Origin of the sequence: Arthrobacter sp. H14 (assembly GCF_000520495.1) — a bacterium.
GTDB lineage: Bacteria > Actinomycetota > Actinomycetes > Actinomycetales > Micrococcaceae > Arthrobacter_C.
Genome location: NZ_KI914687.1, coordinates 3,932 through 25,434 on the forward strand (window position 1 = coordinate 3,932; position 21,503 = coordinate 25,434).

20 protein-coding genes, 2 tRNA genes and 1 pseudogene are annotated in these 21,503 nt (G+C 61.5%); 19 read left to right on the forward strand and 4 right to left on the reverse strand.

Annotated features, from left to right (window positions below; genetic code table 11):
- The 6 genes from Y707_RS27465 to Y707_RS0118490 all read left to right on the forward strand — a co-directional run.
- Positions 1–1,322 (forward strand): glycine--tRNA ligase (locus Y707_RS27465; protein WP_035782593.1); only part of this gene is annotated, 1,322 nt, incomplete at its 5' end.
- An 11-nt stretch (positions 1,323–1,333) separates the two neighbouring features.
- Positions 1,334–2,236 (forward strand): GNAT family N-acetyltransferase, encoded by a 903-nt coding sequence (locus Y707_RS0118470; protein WP_026536169.1) that lies wholly within the window; start codon positions 1,334–1,336, stop codon positions 2,234–2,236.
- A 117-nt stretch (positions 2,237–2,353) separates the two neighbouring features.
- Entirely contained in the window at positions 2,354–3,535 is a 1,182-nt protein-coding gene (gene dusB / locus Y707_RS0118475; protein ID WP_026536170.1) for a tRNA dihydrouridine synthase DusB, read from the forward strand.
- 13 nt (positions 3,536–3,548) lie between these two features.
- Positions 3,549–4,814 carry a deoxyguanosinetriphosphate triphosphohydrolase gene (locus Y707_RS0118480; RefSeq protein ID WP_026536171.1) on the forward strand — a complete coding sequence of 422 codons (1,266 nt, stop codon included), beginning with the start codon at positions 3,549–3,551 and terminating at the stop codon, positions 4,812–4,814.
- 2 nt (positions 4,815–4,816) lie between these two features.
- On the forward strand, positions 4,817–6,721 hold the full coding sequence (dnaG, locus tag Y707_RS0118485) for a DNA primase (protein WP_026536172.1): 1,905 nt from the start codon (positions 4,817–4,819) through the stop codon (positions 6,719–6,721).
- A 64-nt stretch (positions 6,722–6,785) separates the two neighbouring features.
- A tRNA-Asn gene (locus Y707_RS0118490) sits at positions 6,786–6,858 on the forward strand.
- Between the two features lie 69 nt (positions 6,859–6,927).
- On the opposite strand, the gene Y707_RS31920 is transcribed toward Y707_RS0118490, so the two are convergent.
- Together Y707_RS31920 and Y707_RS0118500 are read right to left on the reverse strand one after the other, a co-directional pair.
- A complete protein-coding gene (locus tag Y707_RS31920) occupies positions 6,928–7,104 on the reverse strand; it encodes a glycine zipper 2TM domain (protein ID WP_081745002.1) in 177 nt (58 codons plus the stop codon).
- Positions 7,105–7,153: 49 nt separating this feature from the next.
- Positions 7,154–8,413, reverse strand: a complete 1,260-nt coding sequence (locus Y707_RS0118500; RefSeq protein ID WP_051442189.1) for a multidrug effflux MFS transporter — start codon at positions 8,411–8,413, stop codon at positions 7,154–7,156.
- A 73-nt stretch (positions 8,414–8,486) separates the two neighbouring features.
- Between Y707_RS0118500 and Y707_RS0118505 the strand changes: the two genes are divergently transcribed.
- The 7 genes from Y707_RS0118505 (at position 8,487) to Y707_RS0118535 (ending at position 15,210) form a co-directional block, all read left to right on the forward strand.
- Positions 8,487–9,908, forward strand: a complete 1,422-nt coding sequence (locus tag Y707_RS0118505) for a sugar porter family MFS transporter (RefSeq protein ID WP_026536174.1) — start codon at positions 8,487–8,489, stop codon at positions 9,906–9,908.
- A gap of 143 nt (positions 9,909–10,051) precedes the next feature.
- Positions 10,052–10,834, forward strand: a complete 783-nt coding sequence (locus Y707_RS0118510) for a phage holin family protein (RefSeq protein ID WP_035782624.1) — start codon at positions 10,052–10,054, stop codon at positions 10,832–10,834.
- Between the two features lie 125 nt (positions 10,835–10,959).
- Positions 10,960–11,517, forward strand: coding sequence for a CDP-alcohol phosphatidyltransferase family protein (locus Y707_RS0118515; protein WP_333782859.1), 558 nt, complete (start codon positions 10,960–10,962; stop codon positions 11,515–11,517).
- Positions 11,518–11,551: 34 nt separating this feature from the next.
- Positions 11,552–12,475 carry a DMT family transporter gene (locus Y707_RS0118520; protein ID WP_026536177.1) on the forward strand — a complete coding sequence of 308 codons (924 nt, stop codon included), beginning with the start codon at positions 11,552–11,554 and terminating at the stop codon, positions 12,473–12,475.
- Positions 12,476–12,504: 29 nt separating this feature from the next.
- Positions 12,505–13,701 carry a glycosyltransferase gene (locus tag Y707_RS0118525; RefSeq protein WP_026536178.1) on the forward strand — a complete coding sequence of 399 codons (1,197 nt, stop codon included), beginning with the start codon at positions 12,505–12,507 and terminating at the stop codon, positions 13,699–13,701.
- A gap of 97 nt (positions 13,702–13,798) precedes the next feature.
- Positions 13,799–13,872 (forward strand) — tRNA-Ile (locus tag Y707_RS0118530).
- Between the two features lie 147 nt (positions 13,873–14,019).
- Entirely contained in the window at positions 14,020–15,210 is a 1,191-nt protein-coding gene (locus Y707_RS0118535) for an acyl-CoA dehydrogenase family protein (RefSeq protein WP_026536179.1), read from the forward strand.
- 32 nt (positions 15,211–15,242) lie between these two features.
- Here Y707_RS0118535 and Y707_RS0118540 read toward each other — a convergent pair whose 3' ends face one another.
- Positions 15,243–15,794, reverse strand: a complete 552-nt coding sequence (locus Y707_RS0118540) for a M23 family metallopeptidase (RefSeq protein ID WP_081745003.1) — start codon at positions 15,792–15,794, stop codon at positions 15,243–15,245.
- A 435-nt stretch (positions 15,795–16,229) separates the two neighbouring features.
- Between Y707_RS0118540 and rpsB the strand changes: the two genes are divergently transcribed.
- The 6 genes from rpsB to Y707_RS0118570 all read left to right on the forward strand — a co-directional run bounded on the left by rpsB (position 16,230) and on the right by Y707_RS0118570 (position 21,300).
- On the forward strand, positions 16,230–17,198 hold the full coding sequence (gene rpsB / locus Y707_RS0118545) for a 30S ribosomal protein S2 (RefSeq protein WP_026536181.1): 969 nt from the start codon (positions 16,230–16,232) through the stop codon (positions 17,196–17,198).
- Positions 17,199–17,305: 107 nt separating this feature from the next.
- The gene (tsf, locus tag Y707_RS0118550; RefSeq protein WP_026536182.1) at positions 17,306–18,142 is read left to right on the forward strand and encodes a translation elongation factor Ts; all 837 of its coding nucleotides are present in this window, start codon (positions 17,306–17,308) and stop codon (positions 18,140–18,142) included.
- Between the two features lie 104 nt (positions 18,143–18,246).
- On the forward strand, positions 18,247–18,981 hold the full coding sequence (gene pyrH / locus Y707_RS0118555; RefSeq protein ID WP_026536183.1) for a UMP kinase: 735 nt from the start codon (positions 18,247–18,249) through the stop codon (positions 18,979–18,981).
- A 94-nt stretch (positions 18,982–19,075) separates the two neighbouring features.
- The gene (gene frr / locus Y707_RS0118560) at positions 19,076–19,633 is read left to right on the forward strand and encodes a ribosome recycling factor (RefSeq protein WP_026536184.1); all 558 of its coding nucleotides are present in this window, start codon (positions 19,076–19,078) and stop codon (positions 19,631–19,633) included.
- Entirely contained in the window at positions 19,633–20,577 is a 945-nt protein-coding gene (locus Y707_RS0118565) for a phosphatidate cytidylyltransferase (protein WP_026536185.1), read from the forward strand. Before frr ends, Y707_RS0118565 begins: the two co-directional genes overlap by 1 nt.
- Before the next feature lie 138 nt (positions 20,578–20,715).
- Complete coding sequence (locus Y707_RS0118570; RefSeq protein WP_026536186.1) at positions 20,716–21,300, forward strand: DivIVA domain-containing protein; 585 nt, start codon at positions 20,716–20,718, stop codon at positions 21,298–21,300.
- Here Y707_RS0118570 and Y707_RS31730 read toward each other — a convergent pair.
- A pseudogene (locus Y707_RS31730) lies at positions 21,301–21,503 on the reverse strand (cation acetate symporter); the annotation flags it as partial.

A 21,503-nucleotide genomic window follows, 5' to 3' on the forward strand; every position in this document is an offset into this window, starting at 1 on the left:
AAGCCGGTGAGATCTACGGCGGCTCGCGGTCAGCCTGGGATTACGGACCGCTCGGGGTGGAACTGAAGGAAAACATCAAGCGCCAGTGGTGGCAGTCGCTTGTCCGCGGCCGCGAGGACATGGTCGGACTCGACTCGTCCATCATCCTGCCCAAGCCCGTCTGGGAAGCTTCCGGACACGTGGCCACCTTCTCCGATCCGCTGGTGGAGTGCCTCTCCTGCCACCATCGCCAGCGCCAGGACCACCTGATCGAGGCTTTCGAAGCCAAGAAGGGCCGCGCCCCAGAAAACGGAATGGAAGAAATCGCCTGCCCCAACTGCGGCAACCGCGGCCAGTGGACCGAACCGCAGAACTTCTCCGGACTGCTCAAGACCTTCCTCGGCCCTGTTGATAACCAGGAAGGCCTGCACTACCTCCGCCCGGAAACCGCCCAGGGCATCTTCGTGAACTTCAACAACGTGCTGACGACGTCGCGCAAGAAGCCGCCGTTCGGCATCGGCCAGATCGGCAAGGCGTTCCGGAACGAAATCACCCCCGGTAACTTCATCTTCCGCACCCGTGAGTTCGAGCAGATGGAGATTGAGTTCTTCACGGCCCCGGACGACGCCGACGAGTGGTTCAAGGAATGGGTGGAGATCTGCTGGGACTGGTTCACGGATCTGGGCATCAACCCGGACAATATGCGCCGCTTCGATGTGCCCGCAGAGGACCGTGCACATTACTCGGCCGGCACCATCGACCTGGAATACCGCTTTGGCTTCCAGGGCAGCGAGTGGGGCGAGCTGATGGGCGTTGCCAACCGCACTGACTACGACCTCGGCGTGCACTCCAAGGACTCCGGGACCGAGTTGAGCTACTTCAACCAGCAGACGAACGAGCGGTTTATCCCATACGTGATTGAACCCTCCTTCGGCTTGACCCGCGCCATGATGGCCTTCCTGATCGACGCGTACACCGAGGACGAGGCGCCCAATGCCAAGGGCGGAGTGGACAAGCGCACCGTGCTGAGGTTGGACCGCCGTCTGGCCCCGGTCAAGGCCGCCGTGCTGCCGTTGAGCCGGAATGAAAAGCTCTCGCCCAAGGCGAAGGACCTCGCCGCAGCCTTGCGGAAGAACTGGAACATTGACTTCGACGACGCCGGTGCCATCGGCCGCCGCTACCGTCGCCAGGATGAAATCGGCACACCGTTCTGTATCACCGTGGACTTTGACACCCTCGACGACGACGCTGTCACCGTCCGGGAGCGCGACACGATGGCGCAGGAACGGGTTTCCCTCGATGCCATCGAGGGCTATCTGGCAGCGAAGCTGATCGGCTCCTAAGAGGAGGACCAATGACTGAACTGACCTACCGCCCGTGGGATCCGTCCGACGGCGCCGCGCTGAATGACATTTGGGGCGACGCCGAACACGACGCCATCGCGGGCAGAGAGCTCTTCCGCGAGCCCTCCGACGAACCGTTTTCGCGCACCATCGTGGCCGAGGACCAGGGAATCCCGGTCGCGGCCGCCGTCGTCGCCGAAGCAGGAGTTCATCCCGAGCGGTTGTGGGCCTACATTGAGGTCACCAAGGATCACCGCGGCAAGGGTGTGGGCGCGACGCTGCTGGGCATGCTGAAGAAGGAGGCCCAAGCGGCCGACACAGGGACTCAACGGCTGCGCGCCAAGGTCGGACCCGGAACGCCCGGTGCCGCCTTCGCAGCTTCGGCCGGCCTGAAACCAATCCAGCGCTCGCGGATTGTCCGCGTGGCGGCCGGTTCACTCCGGCTTGAAGGCATCAGCGAGGACAGCCGCAAGGACGTCGAGGACCTGGCCACCGGGTCGGTGGAATTGACCCGCGCGCTCTGGGACTTTTACGTCAGTGTGCACCAGTGGGATCCGCCGGCCGACATCGGCCTCGGCAAGGTCAACCAGCTCTTCCTCAGCGAGGCCGCCGGAGCCCACGGGGCAGTGGTGCTGCGCGAGGCCGGCAAGATCAGGGTATTCGCTGTCAGCTACACGCAGCCGCAGGAGGACCCTGAAGCTGCGCAGCCGCCGGCGGACGTGCTGCTCGGTTACGACACGTCCGACCCGAAAGCCTCCGAAGGAGCGCGGCAGTTGCTGGCCCTGCTGACGCACCAATATCCTGTCGAGGTGGAGGTGGACGAGTCGATGACGGCACTGACCGCCGTCGTCGACCCGCTGATCGAGGCCGGGGGAGCCGCCGTCGTGAGCGAAACCGATATCGTCAGCGACTAGGTCTTGAAACCGGCTTTGTTGAAATCATCCGGCTGCTGTGGGAGACCGGATTGGGTGTTCATCCACAGGCGCCCCGGCCGGGTCGGAGGATTTGCGATCCTTTGAGACAATAGACGGGTGACAGCCACGATTTCCGAGACCACGACATCCCGCCTCAGCCTGCCGGCCCTCCAGCTCGGAGGACTTACCGTCGACACGCCGGTGGTGCTTGCCCCCATGGCCGGAATCACCAACACCGCTTTCCGCCGGCTCTGCCGCGAGTACGGCGGGGGACTCTACATCTCGGAGATGGTCACTTCCCGGGCACTGGTGGAACGCACCCCCGAGTCGATGCGCATCATTTCGCACGACGACGACGAGAAGGTCCGGTCTGTCCAGCTCTATGGCGTGGACCCGGTCACCGTCGGCCAGGCCGTGCGGATGCTCGTCGAGGAGGACCACGCGGACCACATCGACCTCAACTTCGGCTGCCCCGTACCCAAGGTCACCCGCAAGGGCGGCGGGGCGGCACTGCCATGGAAGCTCGACCTGTTCACCGGAATCGTCCAGACCGCCGTCCGGGAGGCTTCCAAGGGCAATATCCCGCTGACGATCAAGATGCGCAAGGGAATCGACGAGGACCACCTGACCTTCCGCGAGGCCGGGAAGATCGCCCGCGACAGCGGAGTTGCCGCCGTCGCTTTGCATGGCCGGACGGCCTCGCAGTTCTATTCGGGCAAGGCGGACTGGAACGCCATCGCCGAGCTGCGGGAGGCATTGCCGGACATTCCCGTGCTCGGAAACGGTGATATCTGGTCCGCGGAGGACGCCATGCGGATGGTGGCGGAAACCGGCGTCGACGGCGTAGTCATCGGCCGTGGCTGCCAGGGACGGCCGTGGCTGTTTGGCGATTTGATGGCGGCCTTCGAAGGCAGTGACGCCCGGCACCGGCCGGATCTTGGCGCCGTCGCTGCCAGTGTGTACCGCCACGCCGAACTGCTGGTGGATACCTTCGGCGATGAACTCAAGGCGCTGCGCGACATCCGTAAGCACATGGCTTGGTATTTCAAGGGGTACGTGGTCGGCGGCGACCTTCGGGCTAAATTGGCGACCGTTCCCACCCTGGAGGTCCTGCGCGAACTGCTGGACGAGCTGGATCCGAATGCGCCTTACCCCGGAGCCGACGCCGAAGGGCCGCGCGGACGTGCAGGTTCACCGAAGAATCCGGCGCTGCCTCAGGGCTGGCTCGAGGAACGCTGCCTGAACGCCGAGCAGCAGGGCGAAATCTCCGCAGCCGAACTGGACGTATCAGGTGGTTGAGGTCAACGACGGGCTGCGCGTTCCTGCCAGTTCCGTCGGCACGGCCTATAGTGAGGCAGACCACGAACGGTGGGTGGAAGAACCTGCCAAGAGCACTTACCGCACACATTTCGAACGCGACCGTGCGCGGGTGCTGCACTCGTCGGCATTGCGCCGGCTGGGCGCCAAGACCCAAGTGGTCGCTCCCGGCACCGATGACTTCGTCCGCACCAGGCTGACGCACAGTCTGGAAGTTGCCCAGATCGGCAGGGAACTGGGCCGCGCACTGGGCTGTGATCCCGACGTCGTCGACGCCGCATGCCTCTCACATGACCTGGGCCATCCGCCGTTCGGGCACAACGGTGAGTCGGCACTGAACGAGCTCGCCCACGACGTCGGTGGTTTTGAAGGCAACGCCCAGACCCTGCGGCTGCTGACCCGGCTGGAACCGAAAATTATCAGTCCGGATGGCATTCCTGCCGGGCTGAACCTGACCCGCGCCAGCCTTGACGCCGCCTGCAAATACCCCTGGTCCGCCATCGAAGCCCCGATTATCCACGGGCACCGGACCAGCAAATTCGGTGCCTATGAGGATGACCTGCCGGTCTTCAACTGGCTCCGCGCCAATGCTCCCGAACGCCATCCATGCATCGAAGCGCAGGTGATGGACCTGGCCGACGACATCTCTTATTCCGTGCACGACGTCGAGGACGCCATCGTCGCCGGACACCTTCAGCTCGGTCAGCTCTCAGATCCGGACGAGCGCGCCCGTGTCATTGGTTACACCCAGCAGTGGTACCTGCCGCACAGCGACCCTGCTGCCGTCGAAGATGCACTGGCGAGACTGGAAGCCACACCCGTCTGGGTCCGCAAAGCCGACGGCAGCCGTGCCTCGATGGCGGCGCTCAAGGACATGACCAGTCAACTGATCGGCCGGTTCTGCACCAGCGCGCTGGATACCACCCGGAGAATTTTCGGGCCGGAACCGCTGACCCGTTACGCAGCGGACATGGTGGTCCCTGAGGAAACAGTCACGGAGATAGCGGTGATGAAGGGCCTGGCCACCACCTTCGTGATGACCAGCGACCACCGCCGGCCGTTGTATGAACGGCAGCGCCAGATCCTCGCCGAACTGGTCACGGCGCTTGACGCCACCGGAGATCAGCACCTGGAAACCACCTTCGCTGCAGACTGGCGTGAAGCGGTCAACGACGGCGCCCGGCTTCGCGTCGTCATCGACCAGGTGGCGTCGCTCACCGACGTATCCGCCCAGGCATGGCACCACAATTTGGCGGACTGACGGTGGCTGGCTTGATACGACGTGAGGACATCGATGAGGTGCGGCAGCGAACGGATATCAAACAGGTGGTCGACGCCTACGTCACGCTCAAGAGCGCCGGAATCGGTTCATTCAAGGGACTGTGTCCCTTCCACGATGAGCGCAGTCCGTCATTCCACGTCCGTCCCCAGGTTGGCACGTATCACTGCTTCGGCTGCGGAGAGAGCGGCGACGTCATCTCTTTCGTCCAGAAAATGGACCACGGCAGCTTCTCGGAGACGGTCGAAAAGCTCGCGGCAAGGGTAGGTTTCGAACTCCGGTACGAGGACGGAGCAGGCCCCAAACGCGAAGATGTCGGCAAGCGCCAGCGGATGCTCGACGCGCACAAGATCGCAGCCGAGTTCTTCCGCAGCCAGCTGCTCAGTCCAGACGCCGCAATTGGCCGGCGGTTCCTGCAGGAACGCGGCTTCGACCGTACGGCGGCGGAGCACTTCGGTATCGGCTTCGCACCACAGGGCTGGGAGGGGCTGCTCAAACATCTGCGCGGGAAGGGATTCACCGACGACGAGCTGTCCAACACCGGCATGTTCAGCCAGGGATCACGGGGAATCTACGACCGTTTCCGTGGCCGCCTGATCTGGCCGATCCGGGATATCTCCGGGGACACCATCGGCTTCGGTGCACGCCGCCTGCTCGACGACGACAAAGGCCCAAAGTACCTGAACACTCCCGAGACCATGCTGTACAAGAAATCGCAGGTCCTCTACGGCATCGACCTTGCCAAGCGGGAGATCGCCAAAAACCGGCAGCTGGTCGTAGTTGAGGGGTATACCGATGTGATGGCCTGCCACCTGGCCGGCATCAAAACCGCAGTGGCCACCTGCGGAACGGCCTTCGGCTCCGATCACATCAAGATCTCCCGGCGCTTATTGTCCGACGACGGAACGGGCGGCGAGGTGATCTTCACCTTCGACGGCGACGAGGCAGGGCAGAAGGCGGCCCTGAAGGCATTCGATGAGGACCAGAAGTTCGTGGCCCAAACCTACGTCGCGGTCGAACCGACCGGAGCCGACCCCTGCGATCTGCGGCAGAGCCGGGGAGACGCAGCCGTCCAGGAATTGATTGACTCACGCCGTCCCTTGTTCGAATTCGCGATCAAGGCGACATTGCGAAAATTCAACCTGGATACGGTGGAGGGCCGGGTGCAGGCGCTGCGTTCCTGCGCGCCCGTCGTTGCTCAAATCCGCGATCCGGCCATGCGCCCCGCCTACTCCAGGGAGCTGGCCGGCTGGTTGGGCGTGGACCCGGACGAAGTCTCCCGTGCGGTGGCCAGCGCCGCCAAGCGCGGCACCGGCAACGGTCCCAATGCGTCGAATCAGCCCAATCAGGACCACCGCGGCGGACGCAATGGCGAGGTCGCCCAGGAACCCGCCGAAGCGCCACAACCGACGTTCTCCCGGCCCGATCCACGTGATCCGGTGGTGCGGATTGAGCGCGACGCCTTGGAAGTCGTTCTGCAGCAACCAGGCTTGATGACACCTGACCAGTGGGACGGGTTCCGGGCGGCGCACTTTGCCGCGCCAGCGCATGCCGCCGTCCATGAAGCGGTGTGCGCGGCCGGGGAAGCGGGAGCATCACCGGCTCAGTGGGTGGAGCAAGTCCGCCAGGAAGTTCCCGAGGTGCTCAGGTCCTTCGTTTCGGAGTTGGCCGTCCGCCCGCTGAACACCACCACCGCGGAGTCCCTGGCAATCTATTGTGTCGACATCCTCAACCGGCTGTTTGAGCTGCAGATTACGCGTAAAAAAGCGGAAAAAATGGGACAGCTGCAACGGATGGATGCGAGCGAGGATCCGGAAACCTACCAGCGCCTGCAACGTGAACTGATGGAGCTCGAAATGCAACGCCGCGCGCTTCGCGAAGAGCGCTGAACAGGGGTTTCCGGAACGATTTCTCCTTCCGATCATTCCTTTGTTAGTCTTGTATCTGCTTCATTCCCCCGTAGCTCAATTGGCAGAGCATTCGACTGTTAATCGAAGGGTTACTGGTTCGAGTCCAGTCGGGGGAGCGGACAGGGTCCCGATACCGGCGAGAACGCTGGTGCGGGACCCTTTTTATTTGGCGCCGTTGGTGGGCTTTAGTCTTTTCCGCCGGGATTCACCCGGTACATCAGCAGTCCGACGACGACGGCACCCAGGACGACGCCGAAGAGCGGATTGCCGCTGAAGCGCCCTACAAAGAAACCAAGGACGGCGCCGAGAATCACTCCCAAAAAGAGTCCCCGGCCATTGCGGTTCATCGATCGTTTCGCCATCCTGCCAGCATAGTGGCTCCGCCACCGCGGTGGGACAAGACCGGCGCCGTCAGATGGCAGGCACCGTTCGGGGCCGCACCACGGTCCAGAGGACGATAATGGCCAAACCGATGCTGGCTGCCATCAACAGTCCCATGGCGGCAGCCGTGCCCCCGAAGAGACCCACGACCGGTGTCATAGCGCCGGCGAAGCCGAACGTCGCGGCCCCGAGCAGCGAAGCCGCAGTGCCTGCCTGCGCGCCGTGCTTGGAAAGGGCGAGCACCTGGATGTTGGGGAACGTGAAACCCACGGACATGATGTAAAACCACAGCGGAATAACGGTGCCCCAAAAGCCGAAGCCGAGCCAGTCGAAAACCGCAATCAGCATGCCCATGACGAACATCGACGCGGTTGAGCAGGCCAGTACCCACTGTGGACCGACGTGGCGGACGATTCTTGCACTGATCTGTACACCGGAAACCACCCCCAGCGAGTTGATGCCGAACAGCAGCCCGTACTCCTGGGGAGACAGCCCGTACAGCTCCTGGAACAGGAACGGTGAGGCAGACAGGTAGGTGAAAAGTCCGGCGAAATTCAGGCCTCCCATCATCAGCAGTCCGAGGTAGATCCGGTCGCTGAGGACTGCCTTGTAGCGTTGCACCGCCGTCGTGCCGGAAGCTTTTCTCTTCTCCGGCGGCAGTGTTTCCACGATCATGAGTGCGGCAGCGACCACCACGATGGCTCCGTACACAGCCAGGAACCAGAAGATGCCCGGCCAGTCCATCACCAGCAACAGCTGCGATCCGATCACCGGAGCGAGGATGGGCGCCATGCCATTGACCAGCGCCATCCGCGAGAGCATCCGCACCAATGGATAACCACTGAACAGGTCACGGATTGTAGCCATGGCCACAACGCCTCCGCCTGCCGCGCCGATACCCTGCAGGACCCGGAAGACCATCAGCGTGGTGATGTCCGTCGACATCGCCGCTCCGATGGAGGCCGCAACGTGGACGGACGTGGCCAGGATTAATGGCAGGCGGCGGCCAACTTTGTCGCTGAACGGACCCACCAGAAGCTGACCAAGCCCGAACCCAACTGTCGTTCCCGCCAGTGTGAGTTGCACCGCCGCGGCGGAGACTCCTAAATCATCTTCGATGGCGGGGAACGCCGGGAGGTAGAGATCAATAGTGAACGGCCCGAGAGCCGTTAACGCTCCGAGTATGAGGATGTAGACGAGTTTTTGCTTGCGGCTGAGAGCATCACCTGGATGCGTTCTGGCGGTCAAAGGCTTCCTTGGAATCGTCTGGCAGCTATGCCGTGGATGCATTGGTCATTGCTAGGGTGAATCGGTAAGCAAGCTGACCGCATACTCCCAATGCTGTTTCGTCGAGGAGATTTTCATGAGTCCCACAGAAGCTCAACCACCTAAACCACAACGGGGCAAGGTTATTGGCGTAACCATCGCCGCGGCCATAGGTGGACTGCTGTTTGGCTTCGATACCGCCGTCATTAATGGCGCCGTCTCAGCCATTGAGCAGGAGTTTGAACTCTCGCCGGGTGCTTTGGGTATTACGGTCGCTATCACTCTACTAGGGTGCGCCGTCGGAGCCTGGTTTGCCGGACAACTGGCCGATGTCTGGGGCAGAAAAAAAGTCATGGTGCTGGCAGCGGCCTTTTTCGTCGCGAGTTCCCTTGGCTCGGGACTGGCCGTCTCTGAATGGGATTTGGCTGCCTGGCGTCTGCTGGGTGGGCTTGCCATCGGTATCGCATCGGTGATTGCCCCAGCGTATATCGGCGAGGTCGCACCGGCCCGACTTCGAGGCTCACTGGGATCACTGCAGCAATTAGCCATCACAACCGGAATTTTCGCCGCGCTGTTGTCTGATGCCTATCTGGCCGCAGCGGCGGGGAATCCATTGGCCGAGTTGTGGTTGGGGCTGCCTGCCTGGCGCTGGATGTTGCTGGTTGGAGTGATTCCCGCCGTCGTCTACGGCGTCCTGGCCCTGTCCATTCCGGAGTCTCCGCAGTTCCTTCTGCGCAACGGACGTGTTGACGAAGCCCGCGATGTGGTGGCCCGGGTGACTGGTTCGTCGAATCCCGATGAGCGGATTAATGAGATCCGGGACAGCTTTGACGAGGAGCGGCGTGCCAGTTACCGGGACTTGCGTGGACCCATGCTGGGGCTGCAACCGATCCTGTGGGTGGGAATTGGGCTGGCCGCCTTCCAGCAACTTGTCGGTATCAACGCCATTTTCTACTACTCGACGGTGCTCTGGCAGTCTGTAGGATTCAGCACCAGCGATGCATTCCTCACCTCTGTCATCACCGCAGCCATCAACGTTGCGATGACGTTTGTGGCGATTCTGTTCGTAGACAAGGTCGGCCGGCGGAAATTGCTGTTGAGCGGATCGGCAGGGATGTTTGCCGGGCTGGTGGCAACGGCGATTGCCTTCAGCCAGTCCACCGGTTCGGGCGTCAACGTTGAACTTGGAGCACCTTGGGGAGCAGTTGCCCTGGTGGGGGCAAACCTTTTCGTCGTTTTCTTCGCCGCCACATGGGGACCGGTGATGTGGGTTGCCCTCGGGGAGATCTTCCCGAATAAGATGCGTTCTTTGGCGTTGGGTCTGGCGGCCATGGTGAATTGGATATTCAATTTCATTGTCACAATCCTGTTCCCGCCATTGAGCGAATCAATCGGACTCGGATACATTTACGCCGGTTTTGCATTCTTTGCCTTACTTTCGTTCTGGTTCGTCAAGGTGGCCTTCCCGGAGCGGACCGGCAAAGAATTGGAGGATCGTCAGGAACAAGTTCGACCCTAAGTGTCCATAGCGGCCGGGCTGATTCAATTTCCGCCGCTAAATGGTAATTTTGGACGGTAAGCGCCCTTGTCAACGACCAGCAGACAGATCTGGTTCAGGCAGGGACGGCAGGTAGCAACGAGAATTGGATGGAGGCGGAGCTGATGGTCGAATCTTCTGGCTCTCATAGCAGCGGCATTACCCGGAATTCTTCGATAGTTGGTTTGGCCAAACTCGCCGGCCAGTTGACCCCGCAGCAGTTCAAGGATGAACTGGAGATCGCCAAGGATGAACTCAAGCGAAAGGGAATCCAAGCAGGAATTGCATCGGCGTTTTTTGTTGTCGCCCTCCTTTTCGTCGCATTTCTGGTCGTGGCTTTGATTGCAGCTGCAATTCTTGGTCTCGCCACCGTTATGCCGGGATGGTTGGCTGCGTTGATCGTGGCAGTTGTTTTCCTGCTGATCGCTGGCATCGCCGCACTGATAGGACGCAGCCGGTTCAAGAAGGTCATGCCTGCCGCACCCGAAGGTGCCATGCACGGGATTCAATACGACATCGGCGTGTTGAAAGAAGGTTCAGCCTTTGACCCGCGGTCCATCGAGGCCAAAAAGGCTCGGGCTAAAGAGGATAAGGCTGCTCAGAAGGAAGCCGATGCCAGGGCGAAGGCGAAGCAGCCACCGCCTCCAAGCATCGAAGAACTGAAGCACCGCTCCCAGCTTCGGCGCGACCGTCTGGCCGCAGTCCGGGACTCGCTGGGCCGGAGACTGGATGTGAAGTCCCAGATGCGCGAGTCGGCCGACAGAACCAAAGCCATAATGGCCAGCTATGCCAACCGTTCACCCGATGAGACGTTGAACACCCTGAAGAACCGGTGGGTGCCGGTTACCGTGTTCATCTTCTCCGGTATGACACTGATCGTGCTTGCGCGAAGGTTCATAAAATCATGAAAACAGACCGGCAACCCGGGCCCGTTGTGGAAAGATCGAGGTAACGAAAGGGGTGAGGCGTGAGGTTACGACGCGCTGGTTCGCGCCCCGGTCACCCCCCGGTAGTTCTCGACACGTTTTGGACAGTGCCAAACGTGCTCACGGTCCTGCGGGTCCTGGGCGTTCCGCTGTTCGTCTGGTTTCTCGTCCGGGAGGATTACGCTGCGGGCGTGCTGGTCCTTGCCATCATGGCGGCGAGTGATTGGATCGACGGATTTATTGCACGGAGGTTCAATCTCGTCTCAAAGCTGGGACGGATCCTTGACCCGATGGCGGACCGGTTCACCCTCATAGTCGTCGCCATCACCATGGTGGCTACTGGCGTCGCGCCATGGTGGTTGGTCTTTTCGATCCTCGTACCCGATGGAATCCTGCTGGTCACCACTCTCGTGCTCTTCCGGAGCCATCCGGGCCTGCCTGTGAGCAGGGTTGGGAAATTCAGGACTGGTCTCCTGCTGTTGGGAACGCCGCTCCTATTGTTGGGTCAGGTGCCCCTGCTGACCGGAACTGCGTTGGAAGCCGTTGCCTTGGTGATCCTCCTTGTTGGCTGTATCGGCCATTGGATCGCCTCCTATAACTACTGGTGGGCAGCGGTGCGTAAGTATCAAGGCCTGCATCGTCCACAAGTTTCCCCTTCGACATGACCGCAGCTCATACGCGATCAGGAAGCGGAAGCGCATGGAGTGGCTAGCGGTATTCCTGGCGGTACTGTCGGCCATTTGTCTCGCTTACGGAGCTCAACGGCAAGGCAGCGCCGTCAGGGCCGACACCGGTGGCCTGACACTCAATTCAACTGGTTTCCTGCGCCTGCTGCGTAATAAGCGGTGGATGTTCGGCTTGCTGCTGCTTGGTGCAGGGATGGCGCTCAACGTTGTTGCGTTGTCGATGGCACCGCTGATGGTGGTTCAACCTATTGGTGCCATCGCCCTCGTGATCACGACCATCGTCAACTCACGTGATCAAGGTATCCGGCTCAATCGGATGACGGTCGTGGCAATCGCCACATGCGTCACCGGCAGTGCATTGTTTGTGGTGATGGCCGTCCAAGTCATTAGGGAGTCTCACACCGTCACGGGCCGTGACGAGTTGACGACGGTCCTGTTACTCGCCGTCGTCGTGGCTGTCTTTGGTTCCCTGGCACTGACTCTCGGGCATAAGATGCGTGCCTTTGCCTACATTCTGGGTGCCGGGGTGCTGTTCGGATTCGTCGCCGTGCTGACACGGATCATCGCCAGCCAACTGTTGGACCCCAACGGCCTTTCGACCAGCAATGTCCAGTGGTACACAGTGGCCGGCATGGCCATTGCCGGCGCGCTGGGGGCTTGGTTCGTCCAGAACGCCTACTCCAGCGGGCCACCCGATCTTGTCATCGCAGGACTGACGGTGATTGATCCCATCGTGGGAATTGCCATTGGAATCACGATTCTTGGAGAGGCGCGACCCGACGTACCCGCTGTCATGAAGATTGCCATGGGAGCGGCTGCTTTGCTTGCTATTGTGGGTGTAATCGCTCTTTCGAGGCATCATCCGGACGTCGTAAAGGAAACGAAGGAATCACGACGCCGGAAGAAAGTCGCGGTTATCAAGAATCCCGAAGGCTGACCAGTCCAGTGACCCAGGAGTCCCACCAGATGACGGACCAGTCGGGCGCCAAGCCGCTCAAAATCATGATCGCCGCCGATACGTACCCACCGCATATCAACGGCGCGGCGCAGTTCGGATACCGGCTGGCGCAGGGAATGCTGAAGCGCGGACACGAGGTCCACGTGGTGACTTTTCGTGCCTCCACCGGACCGAGTTCATCGGCACGCGAAGATGACGCGATGGTCCACCGGCTGCGCTCGCATTCCGTGCCCACCCACGAGTACTGGCGGATCTGCCTGCCGTGGGAGATTAAGGACGACATTTCCAGGTACTTCGACGAAGTCCAGCCTGACGTCGTCCACGTCCAGTGCCATTACATGGTGGGCAAGGCAGTGCTGGAGGAGGCCGAACGCCGCGGGATCCGCATGGTCGCGACGAACCACTTCATGCCACAAAACCTGGACCCGTTCCTGCCGTTTCCCAAGTGGTTCAAGAGGATCGTGGCCAAGAACTCCTGGCGGGATATGGGCAGAGTGTTCAAGAGGGCCGCTGCGGTCACGACGCCGACTCCGTTGGCCGCCAAAGCGATGCACGAGCATGCCTTTCTGCGCAAGGTATTGCCCGTCTCCAACGGCATTGATGCGGCGGACTACGAATTAAAGCCCGGCGAGGAAATCGAGGATCTGGATCACCCGGTTGTCCTGTTCGTTGGACGCCTGGCGCAGGAAAAGCACGTGGATGTGCTGATTGAAGCGGTGGCGAAAACGCCGGCAGATCTGAACCTGCACGTCGAAGTGGTGGGCGGCGGCGAAGTGCGGGCTGCGTTGGAGGCACGGACCGCTGAACTCGGAATGAGCAACAGGGTGCGGTTCCTGGGATCAATCAGTAATGAAGAGCTCCGGCGGGCCTACCTTCGGTGCACCATTTTTTGCCAGCCGGGGACGGCCGAGTTGCAGTCGCTGGTCACGCTCGAAGCCATGTCGGCATCAAAGCCGGTGGTTCTTGCAAATGCGATGGCATTGCCGCACCTGGTGGACGAAGGCGGAAACGGGCATCTCTTCACTCCTGGCGACTCCGACGAACTTGCCAGGAAGCTCACGTCCATCATGGCCTTGCCTGACTCGGAGCGGGAAGCGATGGGCAAGGCCAGCCGCGAGATGGTCAACATCCACAGCATTGACGAAACGTTGTCGACTTTCGAATCGTTGTACCGGGGCGATCCGGTGAAAAAGGAAGCGGTCTAGGATCGGCCGCTTCCCGGTCAATGTGCTTCCAGGCGGCCCGGGATACTAGGATGACATGGTCATCACATGTGGCAGGATTGCCATGTCCGAAAGACACGGGGCAGTAGTTCAGCTGGTTAGAACACCGGACTCATAATCCGTATGTCGTGGGTTCAAGCCCCACCTGCCCTACTTACAGAAGCCCCGGTACGCAAGTGCCGGAGCTTTTGCCGTGGGCATGTTTTTTGATAAGTTACTCAGCAGTAACTTGAGCAATCCGCTAACGCCTTCTTTCAGGACGTGCTGCGGGTTCCACCCTCCCGAGTAAAGGACAAGTCCATGGCTCCGAGCCCAGCCGATGTCAATAATTTGCCCTACCCCGATGGAGACTTCTTCGCCTTCGAGCAACTCCTCGGCGGAGCCGAGCGCGACCGGCTCCAGGAGATTCGCGAGTGGCTGGCCAAAGAGGTGAAGCCCATCGCAGGGGAGTACTGGAACCGCGCCGAATTCCCGCAGGAAATAATTCCCAAGCTCGCGGATCTCGATATTGTCAGTCCGGTCCGCCGCCAAGGCCACTCATATCTCTTCGCCGGTCTGATGCACGCGGAACTGACCCGGGCCGACACTTCCTTCGCCACTTTCATGGGCGTTCACGACGGTCTCTTTACCGGAAGTATTGAGTTGCTGGCGTCCGAGGAGCAGAAGGCAGAGTGGTTGCCCGACATCTATTCGCTGAAGAAGACCGGTGCTTTCGGCCTCACGGAGCCGTTGGGCGGTTCGGATGTGGCAGGCGGTACGCGCACCACGGCCGAGCGTGACGGAGACGGCTGGATTCTCAATGGTGCAAAGCGCTGGATCGGCAACGCGACGTTCTCAACTTACGTTGTCATCTGGGCCAAGGACGTGGCTGACGACCAGGTGAAGGGGTTCCTGGTCGACACTGCGACCCCGGGGTACTCAGCCACGAAGATCGAGAATAAGATCTCGCTGCGCAGCGTCGAGAACGCGGACATTACTCTCAACAACGTGCGCGTCTCCGAGCACTTCCATCTCGCCGGCGCCAACAGCTTCCGGGATACCAACAAGGTTCTCAAGTCCACCCGTGTGGGAGTCGCATGGCAGGCAGTCGGCCAGCAACTGGCGGCTTTCGACGTAGCCCGCCGTTATGCGGTCGAGCGGCACCAGTTCGGCAAACCGCTGGCGGCGTTCCAGCTTATCCAGGATCAGCTCGTGACCATCCTCGGCAATGCGACGAGTTCCATGTCGATGATGGTCCGGTTGGCGCAGATGGAAGACGAAGGCATTGCCAAGGATGAGCACTCGGCCTTGGCCAAGGCGTTCACAGCCTCCCGGATGCGGGAGAGCGTTGCCTTGGGCAGGAGCATTCTTGGCGGTAACGGCATTGTCACTGACTACGAGATGGCGAAGATCTTCGCCGATGCCGAAGCCATCTACTCCTACGAGGGAACTCACGAGATCAACACGCTGGTCACTGGACGTGCCATTACCGGCGTCGCTGCCTTCCACTAGGGCGGTTTAAGCCGGGCTTGTTTCAGACTGTCTTACCCAGGGATGGGCAGGAGCACCGACGGGCGCAGGTCTGTAACGAACTGCAGCGGATTAACGTAGGTCTCATCCCGGCGGACGCCCCAATGCACGCACTCCGCCTTCGCGCCACAGTGCGGCGGCTTGGTCAGTTTGCCGATAATGTCACCCTGCGAAACGGTGTCGCCCTTCGAAAGGTCACTGCGTACTGACTCGAAGCTGCTGCGCAGTCCCCCAGAGTGGACGAGGGTCAGTACCGGGCGGTCAACAACCCATCCCACAAAGCTGACTGTTCCGTCTGCAGGCGCCCGGACTTTGGTGTTCCCGGCAGAAGCCGCGAGGTCAACGCCTCGGTGTCCGCTCAGCCATGGTTCCGGTGGAAGATCGAATTCCCGAAGCACGTCTGGACTCTTCCCCACGGGCCAGTCCCAGGAGGATGGCCGGGCCTGTGCTCCAGCGGGGAGGGCAAAAAGCAGAACGTGCACCGACAGGGCGATCACTACTGCAATAGCTGCCACGCCGGTCCGGTTGTTGCTGGGACGGACCGCTTCCTTGTGCAGATGTTTCATGATTCAAGCTTCTGAGCCGTGCGTGGAGAACCTCAAGAGCGGAGGTGGCATCTGTGGACGGTTGGGCGGACGGGGGCCATGTGGAGGAGAAGCAACACAGCGGTGACGGGGTACAAGGTGGACCAGATTCGGCCGGTCGGCCCGCGGATGCGCCTGTAGTACACTGGATGAAGCAGTTTGCTGTCTTCCGTGTGCTTTTGCGGGGGCGGCTGCTGACTACGCGTGCCTCAAATCCACACCTTGAAAGAGTGGTGGAGTGCGGCCCTTCGGTCCGGACGGAAGTCCGGTGGGGGAGCACGTCCGGTCGATTATCGGCAGGACTGACGGGCACCAGGAGCAACACCCAACCGGGTGGAAGCTAATTAACCGTCAATTGGCAGAGTCATTGCGGGCGTGAAGCCGCGCCATGATCTATCTGCCGGAAGGAGTGACGACATGCCAGTCGTTACCATGCGCCAGCTGCTCGACAGCGGCGTTCACTTTGGTCACCAGACCCGCCGTTGGAACCCGAAGATGAAGCGCTTCATCTTCACCGAGCGCAACGGTATCTACATCATCGACCTGCAGCAGTCGCTGTCCTACATCGACCGCGCCTTCGAGTTCGTGAAGGCCACTGTCGCCCACGGCGGCACCGTGTTGTTCGTGGGAACGAAGAAGCAGGCACAGGAAGCTATTGCCGAGCAGGCCACCCGTGTTGGCCAGCCCTACGTGAATCAGCGTTGGCTCGGCGGTATGCTCACCAACTTCCAGACCGTTTCCCGCCGCATCCAGCGCATGAAGGAACTCGAAGAGATTAACTTCGACGACGTTGCCGGCTCCGGTCACACCAAGAAGGAGCTGCTGCTCCTGAGACGTGAGCTGACCAAACTGGAAAGCAACCTCGGTGGTATCCGCAACCTGACCAAGGCGCCTTCGGTCGTTTGGATTGTCGACACCAAGAAGGAGCACCTGGCCGTCGACGAGGCGAAGAAGCTGAATATCCCGATCGTTGCCATCCTGGACACGAACTGCGATCCGGACGAGGTCGATTTCCCGATTCCGGGTAACGACGATGCGATCCGCTCCGTCAACCTGCTGACGCGCGTTGTCGCCGACGCTGTGGCCGAGGGACTGCTCGCACGGAACAACCGCTCCGGCGGCGGCGAAGAAACCGCTGAAGAGCCGATGGCCGAGTGGGAGCGTGAACTGCTCGAGAGTAAGTCCGAGACGCCCGCCCAGGATGCTGTCGCTGAAGCTCCCGCTGCACCGGACGCCCAGACCGCCGAGCTGGTGGAAAGCGCCGCTGCCGATGAGGCCGAAGGCGCTGCTCCCGAGGAATCCACTCCGGTCCAGGCATCGAACACCGTCGCTGCCGACAACGCGACTGTAGCCGACGCTGCTGAAGCTTCCGACGCAGACAAGTAAACCTTAACTTCCCCGACGCGCCAGTGCTGACGGGGGTTGCCGGCGCCGGCGGTTGGATTCTTATCCAAACCGCCGGCGCCTTTCAACAAACTACTTAAGGAGTTCAAATGGCGAACTACACCGCCGCTGATATTAAGGCTCTGCGCGAGCGCACGGGCGCCGGCATGATGGACGTCAAGAAGGCCCTCGACGAGGCCAATGGCGACGCCGAAAAGGCCATGGAAGTCATCCGCATCAAGGGCCTCAAAGGCGCTACCAAGCGTGAAGGCCGTTCCACCGCCGAGGGACTTATCGCTGCCCGCGTGAACGACGGAGTGGGCGTCATGATCGAGGTTAACTGCGAAACCGACTTCGTTGCCAAGTCGGCACCGTTCATTGAGTTCGGAGACAAAGTCGTAACCGCCGCGGTCGATTCCGGTGCCGCCGACGTCGACGCGCTGCTGGGCTACGACGTCGACGGCAAGCCGCTGTCGGAGCACGTCATCGAAGCCGGCGCGCTGCTTGGCGAGAAGGTAAAACTCCGCCGTATCGCCCGCGTGGAGGGCAAGACCGTCGACGCGTACCTGCACAAGACCTCCAAGGACCTGCCCGCACAGGTCGGCGTGCTGTTCGCCGTCGACGGCGAGGGCTCCGAGGCGAAGGAAGCGGCCCACGACGTCGCCGTCCACGCCGCCGCTTACAATCCGACCTACATCAGCCGCGACGAGGTTCCGGCTGAACTGGTGGAGAACGAGCGCCGGATCGCCGACGAAACCGCACGCGCCGAAGGCAAGCCGGAGCAGGCCCTGACGAAGATCGTCGAAGGCCGGTTGACCGGATTCTTCAAGGAAGGCGTCCTTCTCGACCAGGCATTCGCCAAGGATGCAAAGAAGAGCGTGGCACAGGTTCTGCAGGAAGCTGGCGTAACGGCTACCGGCCTCGCCCGTTTCCGCGTAGGCTCCTAGTCAGCCGCGATTGTAAGATCGCTCGTGAGAGGGGGTGGTCACCACGGTGGCCGCACCCTTTTTCCGTGTAAGGAATCGAAACTCATGCAACACCGGAAGGCCCCATGGACAACCTGAATCACATCCAGGAAAAGGCACAGCGCCGCCGTGTACTGCTGAAGCTCTCAGGTGAGGTGTTCGGTGGCGGAAAGCTCGGCGTCGATCCAGCAACCGTGCGCGGGATCGCCGAACAGATCGCCGCGGCCGTCGGCAAGGTGGAGATCGCCATCGTTGTCGGAGGTGGCAACTTCTTCCGGGGCGCCGAACTCTCCCACAGCGGCATGGACCGTTCCCGTGCCGACTACATGGGAATGCTCGGCACTATGATGAACTGCCTGGCACTGCAGGACTTTCTGGAGCAGGCCGGCGTCGATACCCGCGTGCAAAGCGCCATCACCATGGGCCAGGTCGCCGAGGCTTACATCCCGCGCCGCGCTATCCGGCACCTGGAGAAGAACCGCGTCGTGATTTTCGGCGCCGGTGCGGGACTGCCTTATTTCTCGACCGATACCGTTGCCGCCCAGCGTGCTCTGGAGGTCCACGCCGATCTGGTGTTGATGGCGAAGAACGGCGTAGACGGCGTTTACACCGCAGACCCTCATCAGGACCCCTCAGCGGAGAAGCTGGAAACCCTGACTTACGACGACGCGATGCACCGCAACATCCGGGTGCTGGACCAGACAGCATTCAGCCTCTGCCGTGACAATCACCTTCCGATGCTTGTGTTCGGGATGCAGGGTGAAGGCAATGTCACGCGGGCTATTATGGGTGAAAATATCGGCACCATGGTGACCGCCTGACCTGCCCAATTCCCACTGCCTGCGTGGCATAGGATGAAGAGAGAGACCAGTATCCGCTCGCAATCGGCGGATCAACTGACGACAAGGAGAAACCATGATCGAAGAGACCATGCTTGAGGCCGGCGAAAAGATGGACAAGGCCGTAGAGGTGGCCAAGGACGACTTCGGTTCCATCCGGACCGGCCGGGCGAATCCAGCTCTCTTCGGCAAGGTTCTCGTAGACTACTACGGCTCGCCGACGCCATTGCAGCAGCTGGCCTCCTTCCAGAACCCGGAGGCCCGCACCCTGCTGATCACTCCTTACGACAAGACGGCGCTCCAGGCCATTGAAAAGGGTTTGCGCGACTCCGACCTTGGGGCCAACCCTGCCAATGACGGCAATGTGATCCGGGTGGTTCTTCCCGAACTGACGGCGGAACGCCGCAAGGAGTACGTCAAGGTTGTCCGGGGCAAGGCCGAGGACGCCAAGGTATCGATCCGCAGCATCCGCCGCAAGGCCAAGGAGCAGTTGGACAAGATCGTCAAAGACGGCGATGCCGGTGAGGACGAGGGCGCCCGCGCCGAAAAGGAACTGGATGCCCTGACCAAGGCGCACACGGAGAATGTCGATGAGCTGCTCAAACGTAAAGAAACAGAGTTGCTCGAGGTCTAATGACACACCAGCCACGTGGACCGGCTGGTTCATCTCCGGTGGATAACGACCCCGCCACCGGAACACCGCCGGACTCAGGCGGGACCCCGGGAAGCACTGGACGCCGGTCCCGGCGGGCTAACGTAACGCCGCCGAAGGCCGGCCGGAACCTGCCCGCAGCCATCGCGGTCGGCATCGCACTGGTCGTGCTGGTGCTGGTCGGACTGGTGTTTCTGCCCGAAGCGTTCGTCATCCTGATCACGGCCCTCTCCGTAACCGGCGTCTGGGAAGTTTCCCGCGCACTTTCGTTCCGGAACATCCACCTGCCACTGGTGCCCGTCATCGTTGGAACGGTCGCCATGCCGTTTGCGGCCTTCTTCGGCGGCCCTGAAAGCCTGGGCTTTGCGCTGGTGGCAAGCGTGACAGCGGTCCTCGTCTGGAGGGCGCTCGACGGGTCCGAAGGGTCGACGGAGAGTATTATCGGCGGCGTTTTCACCTTGTGCTGGGTCCCGTTGCTGACGAGTTTCGCCGTCCTGCTTTTGCATGAAACCGACGGCGCTTTGAAAATAGCAACGGTCCTGCTCCTGGTAGTGGCGAACGATACCTTCGGCTACCTGGTTGGTGTCCTCTACGGCAAGCATCCGATGGCGCCGAAAATCAGTCCCAAGAAATCGTGGGAGGGCTTTGCCGGATCGGTTGGCGGAGCGGCTGTTGTCGGGGTGGCCGGCGCAATCTTCCTGCTCGATGAACCGTGGTGGATCGGCGCCGTACTCGCCGTCAGCATGGTTGCCGCGGCAACCGCAGGCGACTTCGCGGAGTCGATGATCAAACGGGAACTGGGTATCAAGGATATGAGCAACATCCTGCCCGGCCATGGCGGTGTAATGGACCGGCTGGATTCGGTGGTATTCGCCTCGCCGGTGGCCTTCATCGTTATGTCGCTGCTGTTGCCCGGCCAGGTCTAATGGTCCTCCGGCAGGTCCAATCCGATTCAGGGCACCTCGGGTCCGCCTCCCGCCGGGCGGCACGGCAGTCAGTATGATGGTGGACAGCATTCTTCAACCCGGATTTTACGCACCGACGATAGACCATGAAGGAACACAGTGACGGTGGACGAGACACGCAATGCGCACGCGCCCTTCGAGCGGGTGGACCGAAGCGAGTATGGCTATAACGTCAAGCAGGTGGATCAGTTCCTGGCCAAGGCCCGCCAGTACTACACGTCAAACGATCCTGATGCGCAAACCATCACCAGCAGGGACGTGCGCGCAATGGCTTTCGACCCCGCCCGCGGTGGCTATGAGGCCGAGGCCGTGGACGCGGCGCTGGACAGGCTGGAAGACGTATTTGCCCAACGGGAACGGGACCAGCTGATCGGAGATGAAGGTGAAGAGGCCTGGCTGATGCAGATCGGCCGGATCTCCGCGGTGCTGCGCGCCCGACTCCACCGCGACGACGGCGACCGCTTCCGGCGTCCGAAGAAGCGCAAGTCCCGTAGCTACAACGTTGAGGACGTCGACGACCTCTGCCATGACCTCCTTGGATACTTCGAGGCAGACCAGCCCCTCAGCGTCGATGTCGTCCGCCGCGCCGTCTTCCGGTCGGCGGAGGGCCGGAACGGTTACGAGGAGGCGCAGGTCGATGCCTTCATGGACAAGGTCGTCGAACTGATGGCTGCGATCGACTGATCAGGTTTTGGCGCGCTCCGGTGTGTGCAGCCGGGCGAGGATAGCCGCCACACCCGCCGGTCTGCGCTGTGGCGTCAGCTTCGAAACGATAATCATCACGGCGAAAGCCACCGGGACTGTCCAGGCGGCCGGCTGGGCCAGCAACTCACCAGCGAAACCGGCAGGCCGCCCAAACACAGCCGGCCCGAGGATGGCGCCGCCGC